This window comes from Flavobacterium galactosidilyticum, assembly GCF_020911945.1.
In the GTDB taxonomy this organism is placed as follows: domain Bacteria; phylum Bacteroidota; class Bacteroidia; order Flavobacteriales; family Flavobacteriaceae; genus Flavobacterium; species Flavobacterium galactosidilyticum.
This window is the reverse complement of record NZ_CP087135.1, coordinates 2433512-2451708: the sequence shown is the minus strand read 5'-3', so window position 1 is coordinate 2451708 and position 18197 is coordinate 2433512. Positions and strand designations below refer to the sequence as shown.

General features: G+C 32.4%; 14 protein-coding genes and 1 other RNA gene. 8 read left to right on the top strand and 7 right to left on the bottom strand.

The window, feature by feature from the left end; all coding sequences use genetic code 11:
- Nucleotides 1-2 precede the first annotated feature (2 nt).
- Together LNP27_RS10655 and LNP27_RS10650 are read right to left on the bottom strand one after the other, a co-directional pair.
- Nucleotides 3-2498, bottom strand: coding sequence for a TonB-dependent receptor domain-containing protein (locus LNP27_RS10655; RefSeq protein WP_229944063.1), 2496 nt, complete (start codon nt 2496-2498; stop codon nt 3-5).
- 57 nt (nt 2499-2555) lie between these two features.
- Nucleotides 2556-3035 (bottom strand): carboxypeptidase-like regulatory domain-containing protein, encoded by a 480-nt coding sequence (locus LNP27_RS10650; RefSeq protein ID WP_229941588.1) that lies wholly within the window; start codon nt 3033-3035, stop codon nt 2556-2558.
- A gap of 339 nt (nt 3036-3374) precedes the next feature.
- Here LNP27_RS10650 and LNP27_RS10645 point away from each other — a divergent pair, with 339 nt between their 5' ends.
- From LNP27_RS10645 to LNP27_RS10635, 3 genes are all read left to right on the top strand, one after another.
- Nucleotides 3375-4427: a sensor histidine kinase gene (locus tag LNP27_RS10645; protein WP_229941587.1), complete on the top strand. Its 1053-nt coding sequence runs from the start codon at nt 3375-3377 to the stop codon at nt 4425-4427.
- Entirely contained in the window at nt 4417-5118 is a 702-nt protein-coding gene (locus LNP27_RS10640) for a LytR/AlgR family response regulator transcription factor (RefSeq protein ID WP_229941586.1), read from the top strand. Before LNP27_RS10645 ends, LNP27_RS10640 begins: the two co-directional genes overlap by 11 nt.
- Nucleotides 5119-5287: 169 nt before the next feature.
- The gene (locus LNP27_RS10635) at nt 5288-6724 is read left to right on the top strand and encodes an MFS transporter (RefSeq protein WP_229941585.1); all 1437 of its coding nucleotides are present in this window, start codon (nt 5288-5290) and stop codon (nt 6722-6724) included.
- Between the two features lie 105 nt (nt 6725-6829).
- Here the strand turns inward: LNP27_RS10635 and fsa are convergent, their stop codons facing one another.
- From fsa to ffs, 3 genes are all read right to left on the bottom strand, one after another.
- A complete protein-coding gene (fsa, locus tag LNP27_RS10630; RefSeq protein WP_229941584.1) occupies nt 6830-7486 on the bottom strand; it encodes a fructose-6-phosphate aldolase in 657 nt (218 codons plus the stop codon).
- A gap of 150 nt (nt 7487-7636) precedes the next feature.
- Nucleotides 7637-8440, bottom strand: a complete 804-nt coding sequence (locus LNP27_RS10625; RefSeq protein ID WP_229941583.1) for an SDR family oxidoreductase — start codon at nt 8438-8440, stop codon at nt 7637-7639.
- Nucleotides 8441-8552: 112 nt separating this feature from the next.
- Nucleotides 8553-8650, bottom strand: an RNA gene (gene ffs / locus LNP27_RS10620) — signal recognition particle sRNA small type.
- A gap of 88 nt (nt 8651-8738) precedes the next feature.
- On the opposite strand from ffs, the gene LNP27_RS10615 reads away from it, so the two are divergent.
- Both LNP27_RS10615 and hutI read left to right on the top strand, forming a co-directional pair.
- Entirely contained in the window at nt 8739-9788 is a 1050-nt protein-coding gene (locus LNP27_RS10615; RefSeq protein WP_229941582.1) for a glutaminyl-peptide cyclotransferase, read from the top strand.
- 154 nt (nt 9789-9942) lie between these two features.
- Nucleotides 9943-11181, top strand: a complete 1239-nt coding sequence (gene hutI, locus LNP27_RS10610) for an imidazolonepropionase (protein ID WP_229941581.1) — start codon at nt 9943-9945, stop codon at nt 11179-11181.
- A gap of 49 nt (nt 11182-11230) precedes the next feature.
- On the opposite strand, the gene LNP27_RS10605 is transcribed toward hutI, so the two are convergent.
- Complete coding sequence (locus tag LNP27_RS10605) at nt 11231-12115, bottom strand: hypothetical protein (protein WP_229941580.1); 885 nt, start codon at nt 12113-12115, stop codon at nt 11231-11233.
- A gap of 90 nt (nt 12116-12205) precedes the next feature.
- Between LNP27_RS10605 and LNP27_RS10600 the strand changes: the two genes are divergently transcribed.
- Both LNP27_RS10600 and LNP27_RS10595 read left to right on the top strand, forming a co-directional pair.
- Entirely contained in the window at nt 12206-13246 is a 1041-nt protein-coding gene (locus LNP27_RS10600) for a formimidoylglutamase (RefSeq protein ID WP_229941579.1), read from the top strand.
- A 128-nt stretch (nt 13247-13374) separates the two neighbouring features.
- Nucleotides 13375-14628: a DEAD/DEAH box helicase gene (locus LNP27_RS10595; protein ID WP_229941578.1), complete on the top strand. Its 1254-nt coding sequence runs from the start codon at nt 13375-13377 to the stop codon at nt 14626-14628.
- Nucleotides 14629-14767: 139 nt separating this feature from the next.
- Here LNP27_RS10595 and LNP27_RS10590 read toward each other — a convergent pair whose 3' ends face one another.
- A complete protein-coding gene (locus LNP27_RS10590) occupies nt 14768-16975 on the bottom strand; it encodes a response regulator (protein ID WP_229941577.1) in 2208 nt (735 codons plus the stop codon).
- Nucleotides 16976-17461: 486 nt separating this feature from the next.
- On the opposite strand from LNP27_RS10590, the gene LNP27_RS10585 reads away from it, so the two are divergent.
- Nucleotides 17462-18190, top strand: a complete 729-nt coding sequence (locus LNP27_RS10585; RefSeq protein WP_229941576.1) for an LOG family protein — start codon at nt 17462-17464, stop codon at nt 18188-18190.
- Nucleotides 18191-18197: the final 7 nt, after the last annotated feature.

Here is an 18197-nt window from a genome sequence, read left to right as displayed (position 1 = left end):
GATTAAAAAGTTAAATTCAAATTAAGACCAATACTTCTTGTTGAAGGCAAACCGAAAACATCCACCCCTTGCAAACCTTCACCTGTACTCAATGCCACATTAGGATCAAATGGAGCGTCTTTATAAATAAAGAATAAATTTCTAGCAATTAAAGAAATACTTGCAGATTGCATAAATGGCAACTTGGTTTTGTTGAAAGTGTACCCTATAGAAATTTCTCTTACACTCACATTAGTTGCATCATATACATATTCTCCTGTGGCACCATTTCTTCCACCCGTTTTGTCGTAGTAATCAAAAGCATCCATTGTAGTTACAGCCGTTCCATCTGCTTTAGCACCATTAATTTTTACACCACCCGCATTTCTGGCATCACCACTAGCTTTAGAAACGCCGTTAAAGTCATTAATAGCTTCTGTTAAACTTAAAACTTCACCTCCAAAACGACCGTCAATCAGAATGTTTGCTGTAAAAGCTCCAAATTTGAATGTGTTAGAAAAACCTAGCATGAAATCTGGATTTGCATTTCCAACTTCTTCCCAATCAGCATTTACAGATAGTTTTCCAGTTGTACCAACTAATAAGCGCCCTTGAGCATCTTTTTGAATATTTTTCCCTTCAATTATTCCAAAAGGTCTCCCTTCAATTAATGAATATCTATAGTTGTTAGACCCAGGATCAGTCAGTACGATTCTACCTTCTATATTTTGAGAAGGAATATCATTTACTTTACTCTTATTTTGAGAATAATTAATTCTAGATTCCCAATTGAATTTTTCACTTTTAACAATATCAGCAAATAAAACAACCTCAAATCCTTTATTAGAAATACTACCTGCATTAATTGCATAGTTTAAGTATCCATTTTCATTTGTAGATTCAGCAGGAACTTGCATGTATTGATTTTTAGTTTTTGAGTCGTAATATGAAACTTCAAATCCTAATCTGTTATTAAACATTCTCCACTCCGTTCCTATTTCGTATTCTGATTTTAATTCTGGTTTCAATGTAGTTCCAGGTCTTGGCCCTACAGGAGGATTTACAGGTTGTCCTGCTATAATAGAAGAAGTAGGTGTTGTAATAAAAGCGGCAATGTCATTACCTACTTGAGCATAAGTAGCACGCACTTTTGCAAAATTAACAAAATCTGGCATGGCAGTCATTTCGCTAATTATTCCAGTTAATCCCAAAGAAGGATAAAAGAAACTTGGATCATCTGTATTTACTAAAGTAGATGACCAGTCATTTCTAGCGGCAGCATCCAAGAACAAATAATCTTTGTAGCCAAATGTTGTTGCTGCAAATACGGATTGCACTTCACGTTGATAAGCAGTTTGAAAATTTCCATTATTATTAGCAAAATTTCCTAAAGTAAAAATATTTGCATTTTTCAATCCGCCACCAATTCCAGAATCTAAAGTAACTCCAGCAGTTTTACCATTGTTAATACTTGCTCCAATAGTTCCGCTAAATGAGATATCTTCTGAGAATTTAGTATTTATTAAACCAATTATATCTGCATAGTTTTGAGTTCCAACGGTACTAGAATTAATATATCTACCTTTTGGATGCACTAATGATGACGCTGAAGTAGCATACATTTCTTTTTCAAAAACACTTTCGCTTCTGTTATAGCTATATCTAGAAGTTAAACGAAACCAGTCAGTAACTTTATAATCTAAAGCAATAGCGCCATTAAAGAAGTTATTTGTATCAAAAGACTTTTGTCTGTTAATTTGCCAGTATGGATTTTCATTACTTTCATTAACTGCTGCAAATCCAGGATAATTTTGAGCATTCCAGTTTTTAGTAATATCAAAAACTTCATAGTTTTTCAAATCATTTAGGCTAAAAGCTCTAGGATGAGAGTAAACACCACTCACTGGATTAAAGTATAAACCATTTACAGGCCTGTTATTAATTTTTTGCGAAACATAATTACCGGTTACAGCTACATTCAATCGATCATCAAAAAACTTTGATGTTTGACGAATTCCAAAATTATTTTTCTTCAAATGATTTCCTGGTATTACTCCAGACACGTCTGTATTTGCATACGTTAAACTAGTTGAAGCACCATCAGTAGCCTTAGAGAAAGACATAGAAGTAATTTGCGTGGTTCCAGTATTGAAAAAGCCTTTGATATCACCTTCTACTTTTTGCTTTGCTCCCCAACTTTTCGCATCTCCTACATTTGAGGTATAATCAGATTGAAATTCAGGTAAATAAGCTTCCGAATCAAATGTAGTAACTGAGTTTACATTGAATGTTTCTACACCTGCTTTTACTTTTTTAGAACTAAGTAATATAACACCATTTGCACCTTGACTACCGTATAATACAGAAGCGGCCGCACCTTTTAGCACAGTCATTCCCTCATAATCATCTGGATTAATTAAGGAAACAACATCTCCACCATCTCTATTTCCTCCAGCTAAATCTCCAAAAGTTCCATTAGGCTGTACCGATCCTCCGTTTGACAATGGAATACCATCAATTACATATAAAGGTTGATTGTTTGTAAAAGAGGAATTACCTCTTATGACTACTTTAGTCTAACCTCCTGAACCAGAGGAACTTTTAGTAATCGCTACACCAGCTATTTTACCTGCAACTGTATTAATAATGTTAGCGTCTTTCACTCTAGTTAGCTCTTCACCTTTAAGCTCTTGAGCAGAATAAGTTAATGTTTTTCTTGCTTTAGTGATTCCTAATGAAGTTACAACAACCTCATTCAAAGAATTTGTAGCGGCCTCTATCATTTGTACATTAATAGTACTAGATTCTCCTACTAGTACATTTTTAGTTTCCAATCCTAAATAAGAGAAAATTAATGTTTTACTTTTAGCAACTTGTATAGAGAAGTTACCATCAAAGTCTGTACTTGCGGATTCTTTTTCTCCTTGCACATTGATATTTACTCCTGGTATTGGAGCACCATTTCCATCCGTTACCGAACCTTTGATCGTTTTCATTTGCGCAAGCGAAACTTGCACTGTGAAAAGTATCATTAAGATTGAAATAATTTGTTTCATTTTTATTGGTTTTATTAGTTATAGTGTAAATGTATCTGTTAAAAATGCCTTAAAAAAAGAAATTATACTAACGACCTAAAATTTAACATTAACCACTTACTTCTACATACAATGTGTACATTGACATACTTTTTAGCAAAATAATTTCAAAATATTTCAACGAACGACATTATTCCTTATACCAACTGTTTTTTCAAAGTCGTTAATATGTTAAAATCCTGTTGTTTTAGATTTTAGGACAATAAAATTCGATTTTTGCTTTCAAAATCCTTAAAGTTGCATAAGAATCGTGTTAATCTTTTCGAAAAGGGAACTATTAATCTAAAAAATTATTTTTTATTGAAACCAATTAAAAAAATAAAATTCAATACCGAATTCCGAAACCATGTTGGGTTTTGGATTATCTTTTTTCTAATAAACTTTTTGCGTTGGGGATCCTACTTTGATGACTATCCCTACTCTTTCAAATCGAATCTAATTGAGTTTTCCTTACACATCCCATTTGTGTACTTTAACTTGTTAGTTCTTATTCCGCGTTATATTGTAAAATTCGAATATTATAAATATACGTTAGCGCTATTAGCCAGTTTAGCAGTTATTTATATAGCAAAAACAGGCTTAACCTATTATATGATTTCCGAGAATATTTGGCCAGAAGCCAATAAAATATATCACCCATTTGATATTAACCATATTGTTGCGGTAACAATTGGCGAAATTTATGTACTATCTATAGCTTCGTCTGTTTTCTCTACGATGAATTGGTTAAAGGAAAGAGACCGTAATACGATTATGAAGCAGAATCAGTCTAAGATGAAACTGAAATACCTAAAAACTCAAATTCAGCCGCACTTCTTTTTCAATACGCTTAACAATCTCTATGCTTTGTCCTTAGAATCCTCTAAGAAAGTTCCTGATGTTATCTTGAAGCTTTCGCGATTAATGGAATATGTATTGTATGATATTAAAGGAACGCAAATGGTGGACTTGACAAAAGAGATTGATTATATACAGAATTATATCGAAATTGAGAAGCTTCGTTTTGAGCATGTAGAAGTGGCCGTAAACATAGAATCGAATATTGACGACATAAAAATCCCTCCCTTATTAGTGATTACGCTAATTGAAAATGCCTTCAAACACGGAGGTCCTTGCAACAATAACCTTAGAATTAAGATCAATTGTAAAGTTATTGACAATACGATTCTACAATTTGAAATACTAAATAATTTCGTACTTTCACAAAATACAAAAACTAAAAAAGGCATTGGTTTATCCAATACTAAAAAGAGGTTGAAATTGATTTTCCAAAACAATTTCACTTTAGAAAAAACAGTAAAATTTAATTATTATATCATTCGATTACAAATACCTGTTCAAAATGAAGATTAAATGTGTTTTGATTGATGATGAGCCATTAGCTACAAAAATTCTGCAAAATTATTTCACGAATTTTGCAGATTTTGAAATCATTGGCACTTTTCACAATTCGATAGAAGCTTTAGATTTTATAAACAATAATACCATTGATATTGTATTTTTAGACATTCACATGCCTTTAATGACAGGATTTGAGTTAATCCGATTGATTGAGAATAAAACTAAAATTGTAATTACCACCGCTTTTAGGGAATTTGCTGCGGAGAGTTACGAATTAGATGTTTTGGATTACTTAGTAAAACCTATTCCGCTTCCCCGTTTTATCAAATGCATCCACAAAATTGAAGCTGATTTCAATTTGAAAAACAACCTGAAAGTGGACACTCTTAAAATAGACCCGCATATCTTTATTAAAGTTGATAAGAAAATGGTAAAAATAATCATCGATGAAATTCTTTTTATCGAAGGGATGAAAGAATACATAAAAGTGGTAACCGCTGATAAAACTTATATTACCCACAAATCACTGACCGCCCTTTCCGAAGAGTTACCAGAAGATAAATTTACCCGTATTCATAAATCGTATATTATTGCAGTCAATAAAGTAAAGTTTATAGAAGGCAATAGAATACAAGTTCATTCTTATACTTTACCAATTGGCCGAAATTATAGCAAAGATGTAAAAATTAGAATTTTAGAGTAATCACTTTCTCTATTCTATTAATAGAATCGTACTGTTTATAAGAGAAATAGTGTCGATGGTATAAAATTATTCATTTTTTTAATGAATAATTTTTTTTTAATTTCCTTAAAAGATACATTTACGCATTGAACAAAATTATTAATCTATAAAAATTAACCAAAATTAAATTATGAATTCAGAAAATTTACAAACCAAATGGGGGCAATTTATCCCTTTAGCTATTGTATTCTTCTTTTGGGGATTTGTTGCTGCTAGTAATGATATTTTAATACCAGTTTTCAAGACTGCATTTGATTTAACACAAAGTGAAAGCCAATGGGTTTCTTTAGCCTTTTACATCGCTTATACGGTGGGTTCACTAATATACATGGGAATTTCTATTTTAATAAAAGAAGATATTGTCAATAAAATTGGATATAAAAACGGACTAGCACTAGGATTAACTATTTCTGCTGTAGGCACTTTATTGTTTTATCCAGCAGCAAACACTGGTTCATTTCCATTGATGCTATCGGGTTTATTTATAGTTGCGTTAGGATTCTCTTTACAACAAACAGTTGCCAATCCATTAGCGATTGCTTTAGGACCTATTGCAACGGGTTCTCAACGATTAACTATGGCTGGAGGAATCAACAATCTCGGAACTACGATTGGTCCACTTATTGTTAGCTACGCTATTTTTGGAGCTAATACTAATGGAACCACTACCATGAGTATCGAGAGTGTAAAAATTCCCTATTTAATTCTAGGATTAGCCTTTTTGCTGGTAGCAATCTTATTAAAATTCTCTTCTATTCCGGAACGTCCAGCAACTATTCTTGAAGTTGCAGACGAAACGACAACTACAAAAAAAATGGCCTTACAATATCCACAATTGGTTTTAGGAATGATTGCCATTTTTCTATACGTAGGTGTTGAGGTATCTACAGCTAGTAATTTACCAGCTTATATGGAAACGCATTTAGGATTTTTGACACAAGATGTTGCGCCATATATATCATTATATTGGGCGAGTTTAATGATTGGTCGTTGGACAGGAGCTGTTGAAGCTTTTACCAATGATCTTAGCTTAAGAAAAATATTGCGTTTCCTAGCTCCTTATTTAGCTTTTGGAGTATTTTTAGGGGTAAATGCTATTGCTAAACATGATTTAACACCATTTTATATCTACGGATTAATAATTTTAGTGCTTATTGCTGCTGATATTGCGAGTAAAGGAAACCCAGCTAGAATGTTACTTATATTCTCTTCTTTAGGGATTGTTGCGCTTCTAATTGGGATGTTTACACACGGAATGGTAAGTGTTTACGCCATTACAAGTGTTGGTTTATTCTGTAGCACCTTATGGCCATGTATCTTTACTTTGGCGGTAAGCGGACTAGGTAAAAATACGAGTCAAGGAAGTAGCTTCTTAATCATGATGATTATGGGTGGAGGAATTATAAGTTGGTTACAAGGTTCCGTTTCTGAAGTAATTGGGATTCAAAATAGTTACATAGTTGGTGTTATGTGCTTTGCTTATTTAGTTTTTTATGCTTGGAAAGTAAGTGGAATACTTAGGAGTCAAGGAATAAGTTTTGACGAAAAATTATCAGGAGGCCACTAATCCTATTTACATATAATAACCAAAAAACCAAACCAATAAAAAATCCCATTTGCCTTAGCAAATGGGATTTTTTTAGTAAGTAAGAAATCTAAAAAATTATACTTCTTATTTATTTCCTTTCTCGAAATCAGCAACAAATTGAGCTAATCCAATATCAGTCAATGGGTGTTTCAACAATCCGTAAATTGCAGAAAGTGGTCCAGTCATAACATCAGCACCAATTTTAGCACAGTTCACAATATGCATAGTGTGGCGTACTGAAGCAGCAAGAATTTGAGTTTCGTAACCATAGTTATCAAAAATCAATCTAATTTCTTCAATCAAAGCTAAACCATCAGTTGATACATCATCAAGACGACCAATGAATGGAGAAACATAAGTAGCTCCCGCTTTAGCAGCTAACAAAGCTTGTCCAGCAGAGAATACTAAAGTTACATTTGTTTTAATTCCTTTGTCCGAAAAGTATTTAGCAGCCATAACTCCTTCTTTAGTCATAGGCAATTTTACAACGATTTGATCATGTAAATCAGCTAACTCTTCTCCTTCTTTAATCATTCCGTCGTAATCTAAAGCGTTTACTTCAGCACTTACATCACCATCAACTAAATTACAAATAGCAACATAATGTTTCAAAATGTTATTTTTTCCAGTAATTCCCTCTTTGGCCATTAACGAAGGATTCGTTGTAACGCCATCTAAAACGCCTAATGCTTGTGCTTCTTTAATCTGAGCTAAATTAGCCGTGTCAATAAAAAATTTCATAATATTTGTATTTAATTGTGTGTTTTATAATTTGGGCGTGACCCAAGGATTGGGCTTTCCGCTACAAGTACTCACATAATTCCGCTATTGCTGCATTATGCTGTGGGCTTTTCACTATAATCCTTCACGCTTTTAAAATTCGGTGCAAAATTACAACTTATAATGATTCATAAGCATTTTTTCATACACTTTATCAGGCAAGATTCTTTTCAAGACAATTGATAATTTTTGCATAAAAGCACCCACCTTATAATGGATATTGGGATTAGGAGTTTGAATAATGTTATAAACAGCTTCGGCCATTTCGTTTGGATTACTACCTCCATCTACATGTTCATCCATAGTTCGCAGCGATTCTCCATACGAAACTTCATAAGCGGAACCTTTGATAACCGGTGCATGATAACGACCAGAAGCGATATTAGTAGCAAAATCGCCTGGCGCAACATTAGTAATTTGGATACCAAATGACTTCACTTCCATTCGCAACGCTTCCGTTATCAATTCTAAAGCACCTTTGGAAGCAGAATATATACCTCGATAAGGCAAACCCATATAACCCGCTATAGAAGTAACATTGATAATTAATCCTGATTTTTGTTCCCGCATTTGTGGTAATGCCGCTTTCATAACTTCAATAGGACCAAAAAAATTAGTGTCGAAGTTATTTTTCATTTCCTCCAGTGGAATTTCTTCCAAAGGACCAGTGATTCCAACACCAGCATTATTAATCACAATATCTAATTGACCAGTTGTAGCAATAATTTTGGCTACAGCCAGGCGAATCGAATTAGAATCTCTGACATCTAACGCCACTAAAGGAAAAACCGAATTCAATACGCGTTCTGGATTTCTACTCGTTCCGTAAACAACGAAACCTTTATGATGCAAAAACTCGCCTATAGATTTCCCAATTCCTGACGAACCTCCTGTAATAAGAACTACTTTACCCATTTTTGATGCTATTTACTGTACGAAATGTATAAAAATAAAAAAATCCTCCCGAAGGAAGACTATTATTATCTTTATTTCAAAAAAAAATCTTCCTAAACAGAAGATTTAAAAAAAATGGCAAGCGACCTACATCGCACCGCTCAACCACGTACCCTTGCTATGTTCCCATCCTGGGGGAGTCTGCAGGAGCTGGTCGTGTAGGACTTGCCGGTGCAAATATACAACACTTTTTATATTTTTGCAATACCTTTGCAGCTATAAAATATCGTTGTATATTGTTAACTCTAAAATTTAAATTATGAAAAATCATAACTTCCTATTTATCATTTTATTAGGATTTACATTAACCAATTGTGGTGATACAAAAAAAGGTGAAAATTCTATTTTTACCATCGATAATAGTACTTTTAAGGCACAATACCAGCCACAAGAGTCGTTACAGCTGGGAATCTTGAACCCAAACAACAAGACTATCGACAGTATAGTTTACTTTTCAAATGATAAAAAAATTGCTTCCAAAAAAGATCTTGAAAAAGCAACCTTTGAATTAAAAGACCAAAAATTAGGCTACCAAAATATAAAAGCAGTTGTTTATTTTGATGGATTAAATTCAGAAGCTACTACAAGAATAGAAGTGGTTTCAAATGTGCAACCCAAATTATATAAGTATACAATCGTTAACACTTTTTCTCACGATACGACTCAATTTACCCAAGGTCTAGAATTTTACAAAGACACTTTATATGAGAGTACGGGCCAAAACGGGACATCGCACTTCAGAAAATACGATCACAAAACAGGAAAAGTCTTTAAGCAAGTCGATCTAGACAAGGCTTATTTTGGTGAAGGAATAACAATTTTAAACAATAAAATTTACCAATTGACATGGACCGAAAAAACGGGTTTTATCTACAATGCAAATACTTTAAAACTGGAAAAAACTTTTCATTATGATAAAGAAATTGAAGGCTGGGGCCTAACTAATGATGGTAAATACCTATACCAATCAGATGGAACCGAAAAAATATGGAGAATGAATCCCGAAAATCAAAAAATGATTGACCATATTAATGTTTATTCTGGCAGCTCTAAAATTAAAGCTGTTAATGAGCTGGAATGGATTAACGGGAAAATTTACGCTAATGTTTGGCAAAAAGACGCCATTGCAATAGTAGATCCTTCAACTGGCGCAGTTGATGGCATTTTAGATATGTCAGCTTTAAGAAAATTAGTAAATGTAACTCCAGAAGATTTTTTAAACGGAATTGCCTACAACCCAAAAACTAAAACCATTTTTATAACTGGAAAAAATTGGGACAAAATGTTTGAAATTTCTGTTTCAGAATAACATTATTTAGAGGATCAATAATTGTCACAAAGGCGCTAATGCACTAAATTATACTTAAAATTTGTGCCTTAGTGCCTTTCCGGTATAAAACTAAAAGAAAATATACTTAGCGACAAAACAGAATTTAAAATAGACCTAAAAACAAAACTGCAAAATGACAACATTAATTACAAATATTAAGGAATTACTGCAAGTTAGAGAAAATAGCATTGTTAAAGTTTCTGGAGCCGAAATGGCTATTCTTCCTACCATTAAAAATGCCTTTTTGCTAATTAAAGATAACTTGATTGCTGATTTTGGGACAATGGATAATGTACCAAAAATTGCTACTGATAAAATAATAGATGCAACAGGAAAGATCGTTTTACCTTCATGGTGTGACAGTCACACGCACATTGTGTATGCTGGCAACCGCGAACAAGAATTTGTTGATCGCATTAATGGATTGTCTTACGAAGAAATTGCTAATCGCGGTGGCGGAATTTTAAACTCAGCAAAAAAACTCAACGAAACTTCTGAAGAGGAGATTTATCAGCAATCAAAAGCGCGACTAGAAGAAGTGATGCGTTTAGGAACTGGAGCTGTAGAAATAAAATCAGGATACGGATTGACCGTTGAAGGAGAACTTAAAATGCTTCGTGTTATTCAACTACTAGCTCAAAACTATCCTATAACCATTAAAGCTACTTTTCTTGGCGCTCATGCGTTTCCTACAGAATACAAGGAAAACCGAAAAGGATATATGGAATGCATGCTAAATGAAATGCTTCCTGAAATTGCTAAAAACAAACTTGCTGAATTCATTGATGTGTTTTGTGAAACCGGTTATTTTACTGCTGCTGAAACAGAAGAGATTATGGAGGCTGGAATTAAATTAGGTTTAAAACCTAAAATTCACGTGAATCAATTCAACTCTATTGGAGGAATTCAAGCAGGAGTAAAATACGAGGCAGTTTCAGTAGATCATCTTGAAGTGATGACAACAGAAGATATTTTGGCTTTAAAAAATACGGCAACAATGCCAGTGGCTTTGCCTTCATGTTCTTATTTTCTAAGCATTCCTTATACTCCAGCACGAGAAATGATTGCTGCAGGACTTCCAGTAGCTCTTGCAACTGATTATAACCCTGGTTCTACTCCATCAGGAAATATGAATTTTGTGGTAGCGACAGCTTGTATCAAAATGAAAATGACTCCCGAAGAAGCCATTAATGCAGCTACAATAAATGGTGCTTATGCTATGGGAATTTCAGAAACTCACGGAAGTATAACCATTGGTAAAAAAGCAAATCTTATTATTACAAAACCTATTCCCTCGTATTATCAATTGCCTTATGCTTTTGGTAGTAATCTTATTGAAACAGTAGTTGTAGAAGGTGAAATTTTGACATAAAAAAAGAGGAGCATTACACTCCTCTTTTTAGTATTACTAATTTCTAATATTATCTTAGATTAAAACTTGTTTTAGAAACCAATTGGTCTTTATCAAAAATATTGATAAAATAAGTTCCTTTAGCAAAATCTTTTCCTCTTAAATCTTCAGAAACTTGTATTGTTTTATTTTCATAATTAACATTAGTTAAAAAACTATAGGTTAAAACATTATCTCCAAAATTCTCTGATTTCTTTTCACCTAAAACATTATTTTTACTATCAATTACTTGAACATAATACGTTTTAGATCCTGATTTAGCAATAGCATTTTCAGCAATTGTAAAGCTCACTCTTAGAACGTCAGCTCTACTTGCTTTATCTGTTTCGATTTGTTTACCAGAACTTCTTACTTTAAAAGCAGATCCTGCAGTATTTAAAACTGTTAATTTAGAACCTATTTCCACTGCTTTAGCTAGTTCTTCGTTTTGACCACTTAATGCTTCCACATTTTTCCTAGTCTCACCTAGTACCACTACAGTACTATCACGTTGCGTTGTAAGTTTAGTGTTGTCTTTTTTCAAGCTTTCGTTTTCAGCCATTAGAACTTTCATATTCGACTGTAAAGCATTGTACTGAGTTCTATATTTTGACAAAGAAGCTACATCACCCTTAGACTTACTCAAATCTGCCATCAAAGTAACTACTTTGTCTCTTTCTTGAATTAATTCATCAGACATTGAGGTATTTTCTGATATCGCAGCATCATAAGTTGACTTAAGCTCTTGCAAATCTTTCATAACCGATTCTTTTTCGGTCATTGTACTTTTTAATTCTGTCTTTACTGTATCGACATCAGAAGACATTTTAAAAATATACACTAAACTACCTACTAATAAAATAGCCAATACTGCTATTACCGCCTTAAGACTTGAACTGCTTTTTTGATTTTCCATTCTGTTTTTTTTTCAAATTTAACATTATATAACTACCTAATAACGAAACTTAACACAATTATAGTATTTTTGAACAAAATTATTTTTTTAATGGAAAAAATTATCCCTTTCACAATTACAGATCTCTCAAGAATAACCAATCATAGAAGTGGTGAAATAAAATTTGGAGAGAAAATGATAATCATTCCTAAAGATGTTGATTCTCTTGATTTTATAAAATCTAGCCACGCTAAATATGTTTTACTTGGCATTCCAGAAGATATAGGTGTAAGAGCAAATTACGGGCGACCAGGAGCCGCTTCGGCATGGGAAATTGCGATAAAAAACATTGCAAATATTCAACACAATCGCTTTTGTAAAGGTAGTCAGCTAATCGTTTTGGGACAATTGGACGTTTGTGAAGTAATGAAAAACGTGGATCAATTAGATTTTAATGACATAGATGATCGTTCGAAATTAAGTCAACTAGTCACCAAAATTGATAAGGATGTTTCTCATATTATTTTCAACTTGATAAAACTAGGTAAAACACCTATTATTATCGGTGGTGGACACAACAATTCCTATGGTAATATTAAAGGAGCAGCATTAGCTAAAGGCAAACCTATCAACGCTATAAATTTTGATGCACACTCTGATTTTAGAATTTTAGAAGGGCGCCATAGCGGTAATGGCTTTTCGTATGCTTTTGAAGAAGGCTTTCTAAAAAAATATTTTATTTTTGGATTACACGAAAATTACGTTTCTAAAAGTGTTTTGGACATTATCAAAAAAATAGAAGATCGTGTGCGTTATAATACGTATGATAGTGTAAATATTAGGCGAGAAAAAGATTTTGACACAGAGATGAAAAATGCTTTAGAATTCATTAATAATGACTTCTTCGGACTCGAAATAGATCTTGACGCTATTCCTAATATTGCCAGCAGCGCCATGACATTGAGCGGTTACTCGATTGAGCAGGTTCGGCAATTTATATCCTTTTTTGCTAAAAATAAAAATGCAGCCTATTTGCATATTTGCGAAGGCGCTCCTGATTTAGGTGAAGAAAAAAATAATCATTTGATAGGAAAACTTATTGGCTACTTGATAACCGACTTTATTAAGGCGAATTCAGCATCTATAAATTAAGGAACAAATTCATTAATAATTCTCCTAAAATCAAATCCTAATTAACATACAATTAAGTGACAAAAATATTAATACTATATTTGCACCACTATCTATGTACTTATTACAAGATATTTAATACCTAAAATATGTTATTCGAAGATTTATCACTTTCAAAAAGTATACAAAAAGCCGTGTTTGAACAAGGCTATATAGAAGCAACTCCAATACAAGAACAAGCCATACCAATCGTTTTATCAGGACGTGATATGATAGGTTGTGCACAAACTGGCACGGGAAAAACAGCTGCATTTGCCATTCCTATTATTCATCAATTACATAGAATTGTAGGTTCATCTAAAAAAGCTAGCCCAATTCGTGCCTTAGTAATTACGCCTACTCGAGAATTAGCCGTCCAAATTGGTCAGAATTTTGATCAATATGCAAAATACACCAACTTGGTACAACTTACCATTTTTGGTGGAGTTTCACAAGTTCCACAAGTAGAAATGCTTAAAAAAGGAATCGATATTCTAATTGCTACTCCAGGTCGTTTATTAGATTTAGTGAAACAAGGTTTTATCGATTTAGATCATTTACACACATTGGTGCTCGATGAAGCAGACCAAATGCTTGATATGGGATTTGTAAATGATGTCAAAAAAATTGTAAAACTGACACCTAATAATAGGCAAACACTATTATTCTCAGCAACAATGCCAATTGCGATACGAGAATTAGCGGAGATGTTTCTTAAAGATCCAGCAACAGTTAGCGTTTCACCAGTTTCATCAACTGCTGAAAGCGTTGAACAACGTGTTTATTTTGTTGAAAAAGGAGAAAAAAGAAATCTATTATATCATTTAATAAAAAATGAAAACTTATCTAATGTTTTAGTTTTTTCAAGAACAAAACATGGCGCTGATAATGTTGTAAAGGCATTACGAAAACATGACATTGCTGCCGAAGCTATTCACGGTGATAAATCTCAAAATGCGAGACAACGTGTTTTAGATGGTTTCAAAAATAAAGAAGTTAATGTTCTTGTAGCTACTGATATTGCAGCTAGAGGAATTGACATTGACCAATTGCCTTTTGTTATCAATTTTGACTTACCTAATATTCCTGAAACTTATGTACATAGAATAGGAAGAACGGGTCGCGCAGGAAATGAAGGTGTAGCCATTTCTTTTTGCGGTAAAGATGAGCATCAATACTGGAAAGACATTCAAAGGCTAATAAAAGCCGATGTGAAAATAGTAAGCGACCATCCCTATGGCTGGCATTCAGGAAGCCCAGAAACTGCACCTGGAGCTAAACAAAGCAATTCAAATAGAAGTGGCGGAGCTCATAAGTCTAGAAAGTCGGAAGTTTCAAAACAAAATAAAAAACGCTGGTATTAATTTACAATTGTCTTTTGAATATTCCGTTTATAAAGGAATTATTCTATAGACAATATACATAAATCGCTCAATGATTATGGTCTCTAAAAGACTCTAATCATTGAGCGATTTTTTTATTCACCTATAAATAAGAGGAGCATTAAACCACTTCTAATTTTTCAGTGGTCAACTCCGTGATAATGTTAAATAATTTCTCAGAATCAAAGGGTTTAATGATAATATCATTAATTCCGGCAGCGAGTGAATCTTCAGTGATTTCAGATTTATCAAAAGCTGTAAGCGCAATAATTGGAGTTATAATTCCTTTTGAACGAATCTTTTTTGTAGTTTCAAAACCGTTTATCATTGGCATATTAATGTCCATTAGTATGATATCAAATGTTTCTTTATCTAATAATTCCAGCGCTGCATATCCATTATCTACAACGCTACACTTATAATTATTCTTTTCGATTGTCTTTTTAGTCACTAACTGATTAATCAAATTGTCTTCAACTACTAAAACATTAATAGCTTTATTTTCACTTACGTTTACACGAATATTATTAATTAATTCAAGTGTTTTACTAGGATTATATTCGAATGCAATTATGAATTTAAATTCTGTTCCTACATCAATAGCACTTTCTACAGAAACATTACTATTGAATAATCCTACTAGCTGCTTTACAATGGACAGTCCTAAACCGGTTCCTTGATAGTCAGTTTCTTTTCTACCAACTTGTACAAATTTTTCAAAAATCTTTTTTTGATCCTCTTTTGCTATTCCAATACCATTATCAACGATTTTAAATTCTAAAGAACAAGAAGTCCCCTCTATTTTTAGTAAACGTACATGTACAGCAACTTCTCCATTTTTAGTGAATTTTAAAGCGTTTCCAACCAAATTAACTATAATCTGTGAAAGACGTAATTTATCCCCAATTAAATATTCTGGAATAGCAGGATCAATATTAAGTATTACTTCATTATTATTGTTTTGTGCCAAAAATTTTAGGGAATCTTTGACCATATCGATTTCATCCGCAATATTGAAGGTAAAGTCCTCCAATATTATTTTATTGTCTTCAATCTTGTTCATTTGAAGAATATCATTCACAAGAGAAAGTAAATATTTAGCCGAAAATTTCAGAGACTTTAAATACGGATTATTCGCTAAATCTTTATTTTCATCTATTAATATATCTGTAATCCCAACCACGCCATACAACGGAGTTCTCAACTCGTGACTGATAGTAGAAACAAATTGTGATTTTAGTTTAGTAGATTCTTCAGCTTTTTCTTTAGCAATTATTAACTGCTTATTTGCACTAGATAGTTCCTTATTTGATTTCTTTTTGAAATTATTATTTTTGATTAATGTATATAGCAAAAAAAGTAAAACTATCACGATTACTATAAACAGAAGAACAATTATTTTAGATTTTTCTACTATTTTAAGATTAGCCTCCTTTTCAATTGCAAATTTATCAATCTGACGTCTGTATTCATCTAACTCTATATTCATTCCAGCTATATTAGCTTTCTCGAGTTTTTCTTTGTTGTAAAGTTCGTCTGTGATTTGATTATATCTAGTAAGATTTTCATAGGCATTTTTGTATTCTCCTATCTTTGACAAATGTTTAGAATATTCTAAGTGTGCATAAGATAAATCAGATTTTTGATTAGTTTTTATTCCGAGTTTTATAGCGCTTAAAAAATAAGAAGAAGCCTTTACTTTATCATTTTTATGAGAAAAATACATTCCATTTAGCATATTTACAGCCGAAATATTCGATTCATTACCAAATTTTTCTTTGTACTTATTGACATATTCTAGATTAGGATAGCCCTCTTTAAATTGACCAACATCAAAATAAGCCCAAGCTATATTTAATTTCGTCATGAAAATCTGACTGGAATCAGCTATTTTTTCACTGTATTTAATGGTATTTTCGTAATAACGAATCCCTTTAAGATACTGCTTCTTTTCGAAGCAATAAATATTACCCAAATTGTTATTTATTTTATTTGTTAAAGTATCATTATTTATTTTACTAGCATAAACCATCGCCTTATTGTAGTACAGAATAGCTTTGTCAAATTGCGCTAATTCAGCATAATTTGCAGCAATCGTATTGTATGAAATAGTAGTTGATAAATAATCTTTAGAAAAAAGCGCTCTGTTTAATGCAATTTTAGATACTTCTAGTGATTTAGTAAAATCGGCGACTTTTAAATAGTGACTCGCTTGATTTGTTAAATCGTTGATTTCCTTTTTCGAAATTGTATTTGTCTGTGCAACTAGCGAATATGTAAAATAATGTAAAGTTAAGAGTACTAAAAAAATAATACGTTTTAAATGCATAGCTAAGATAAATTTATCAAATATACTTTATATTAATAAAAATAAGTGAAATTATGCAGAATTAGTATTAAAAATAAACGAGGATAATAATTAAACAAAAATGAATTCTTAGCGGACATAAATAAGTGGCTGTAATTCCCAGTAAATACGGTATGCAAAGTAATACGATCTCGATAACATCAACATTTTTTAGGCGTGTTTCTGTTGCCAATTAAAATCCAAATCTTCTATAGATAGATTCGAAAGTAATTTAATTTTTAAATCTACTTATAAAACTCTAGTTTAAATATCCATTTCTTAAAACGATACAGATATTCAGCCTTACTAATCAATAGATTACGAATGTTACATAAAAATAAAAAGGAAGTGTATGAACCTATATCAAAAAAAGACCTAATTTAGTGAATTGGGCTTTTGGACAAAACCGTTGTAAAACGTTAGATGAGGCGAAAAGACCAGAAGAAATTATACAATAAATTATAAATTATGAGATTAGAAGATTTTGACAATGACGAGGATAAAGTAATCCAAGATAGATTAAAGCAAAAAACTTGGAATGAAATTCGAACCAATGATAGTTGGGCGATTTTTAAAATAATGTCTGAATTCGTAAATGGATATGAGACTATGGGACGAATAGGTCCATGCGTTTCCATTTTTGGTTCTGCTAGAACTAAAATAGACGATCCAAATTATTTACTAGCTGAAAAAATAGCTTATAAGATTAGTAAAGCTGGTTACGGCGTTATTACTGGCGGCGGTCCCGGAATTATGGAAGCAGGAAACAAAGGCGCACATCTTGGCGGCGGTACATCCGTAGGTTTGAATATCGAACTTCCTTTTGAACAACATTTTAATCCGTATATAGACAATGACAAAAATTTGAATTTTGATTATTTCTTTGTTCGAAAAGTAATGTTCGTTAAGTATTCACAAGGTTTTGTCGTTATGCCAGGCGGCTTTGGAACTTTAGATGAATTATTTGAAGCCATAACTTTGATTCAAACCAAAAAAGTAGCAAAATTTCCTATTATATTAGTGGGTTCTAAATTTTGGTCTGGACTGATTGAATGGGTAAAAACAGTTTTAATTGAAAAAGAAAAAACTGTAAGTCCAGAAGATCTAAACTTATTTAAAATTGTAGATACTGAGGATGAAGTGGTAGAAATACTGAACGCATTCTACAAAAAATATGATCTATCACCCAATTTTTAATCATGAA

Excerpts from the sequence above, each read along its gene's own strand:
- LNP27_RS10590 (WP_229941577.1), bottom strand. The coding sequence starts at position 16,975 with ATGCATTTAAAACGTATTATTTTTTTAGTACTCTTAACTTTACATTAT.
- LNP27_RS10595 (WP_229941578.1), top strand. The coding sequence starts at position 13,375 with ATGTTATTCGAAGATTTATCACTTTCAAAAAGTATACAAAAAGCCGTG.
- hutI (WP_229941581.1), top strand. The coding sequence starts at position 9,943 with ATGACAACATTAATTACAAATATTAAGGAATTACTGCAAGTTAGAGAA.
- LNP27_RS10600 (WP_229941579.1), top strand. The coding sequence starts at position 12,206 with ATGGAAAAAATTATCCCTTTCACAATTACAGATCTCTCAAGAATAACC.
- LNP27_RS10585 (WP_229941576.1), top strand. The coding sequence starts at position 17,462 with ATGAGATTAGAAGATTTTGACAATGACGAGGATAAAGTAATCCAAGAT.
- LNP27_RS10640 (WP_229941586.1), top strand. The coding sequence starts at position 4,417 with ATGAAGATTAAATGTGTTTTGATTGATGATGAGCCATTAGCTACAAAA.
- LNP27_RS10625 (WP_229941583.1), bottom strand. The coding sequence starts at position 8,440 with ATGGGTAAAGTAGTTCTTATTACAGGAGGTTCGTCAGGAATTGGGAAA.
- LNP27_RS10615 (WP_229941582.1), top strand. The coding sequence starts at position 8,739 with ATGAAAAATCATAACTTCCTATTTATCATTTTATTAGGATTTACATTA.
- LNP27_RS10650 (WP_229941588.1), bottom strand. The coding sequence starts at position 3,035 with ATGAAACAAATTATTTCAATCTTAATGATACTTTTCACAGTGCAAGTT.
- LNP27_RS10605 (WP_229941580.1), bottom strand. The coding sequence starts at position 12,115 with ATGGAAAATCAAAAAAGCAGTTCAAGTCTTAAGGCGGTAATAGCAGTA.
- LNP27_RS10635 (WP_229941585.1), top strand. The coding sequence starts at position 5,288 with ATGAATTCAGAAAATTTACAAACCAAATGGGGGCAATTTATCCCTTTA.
- fsa (WP_229941584.1), bottom strand. The coding sequence starts at position 7,486 with ATGAAATTTTTTATTGACACGGCTAATTTAGCTCAGATTAAAGAAGCA.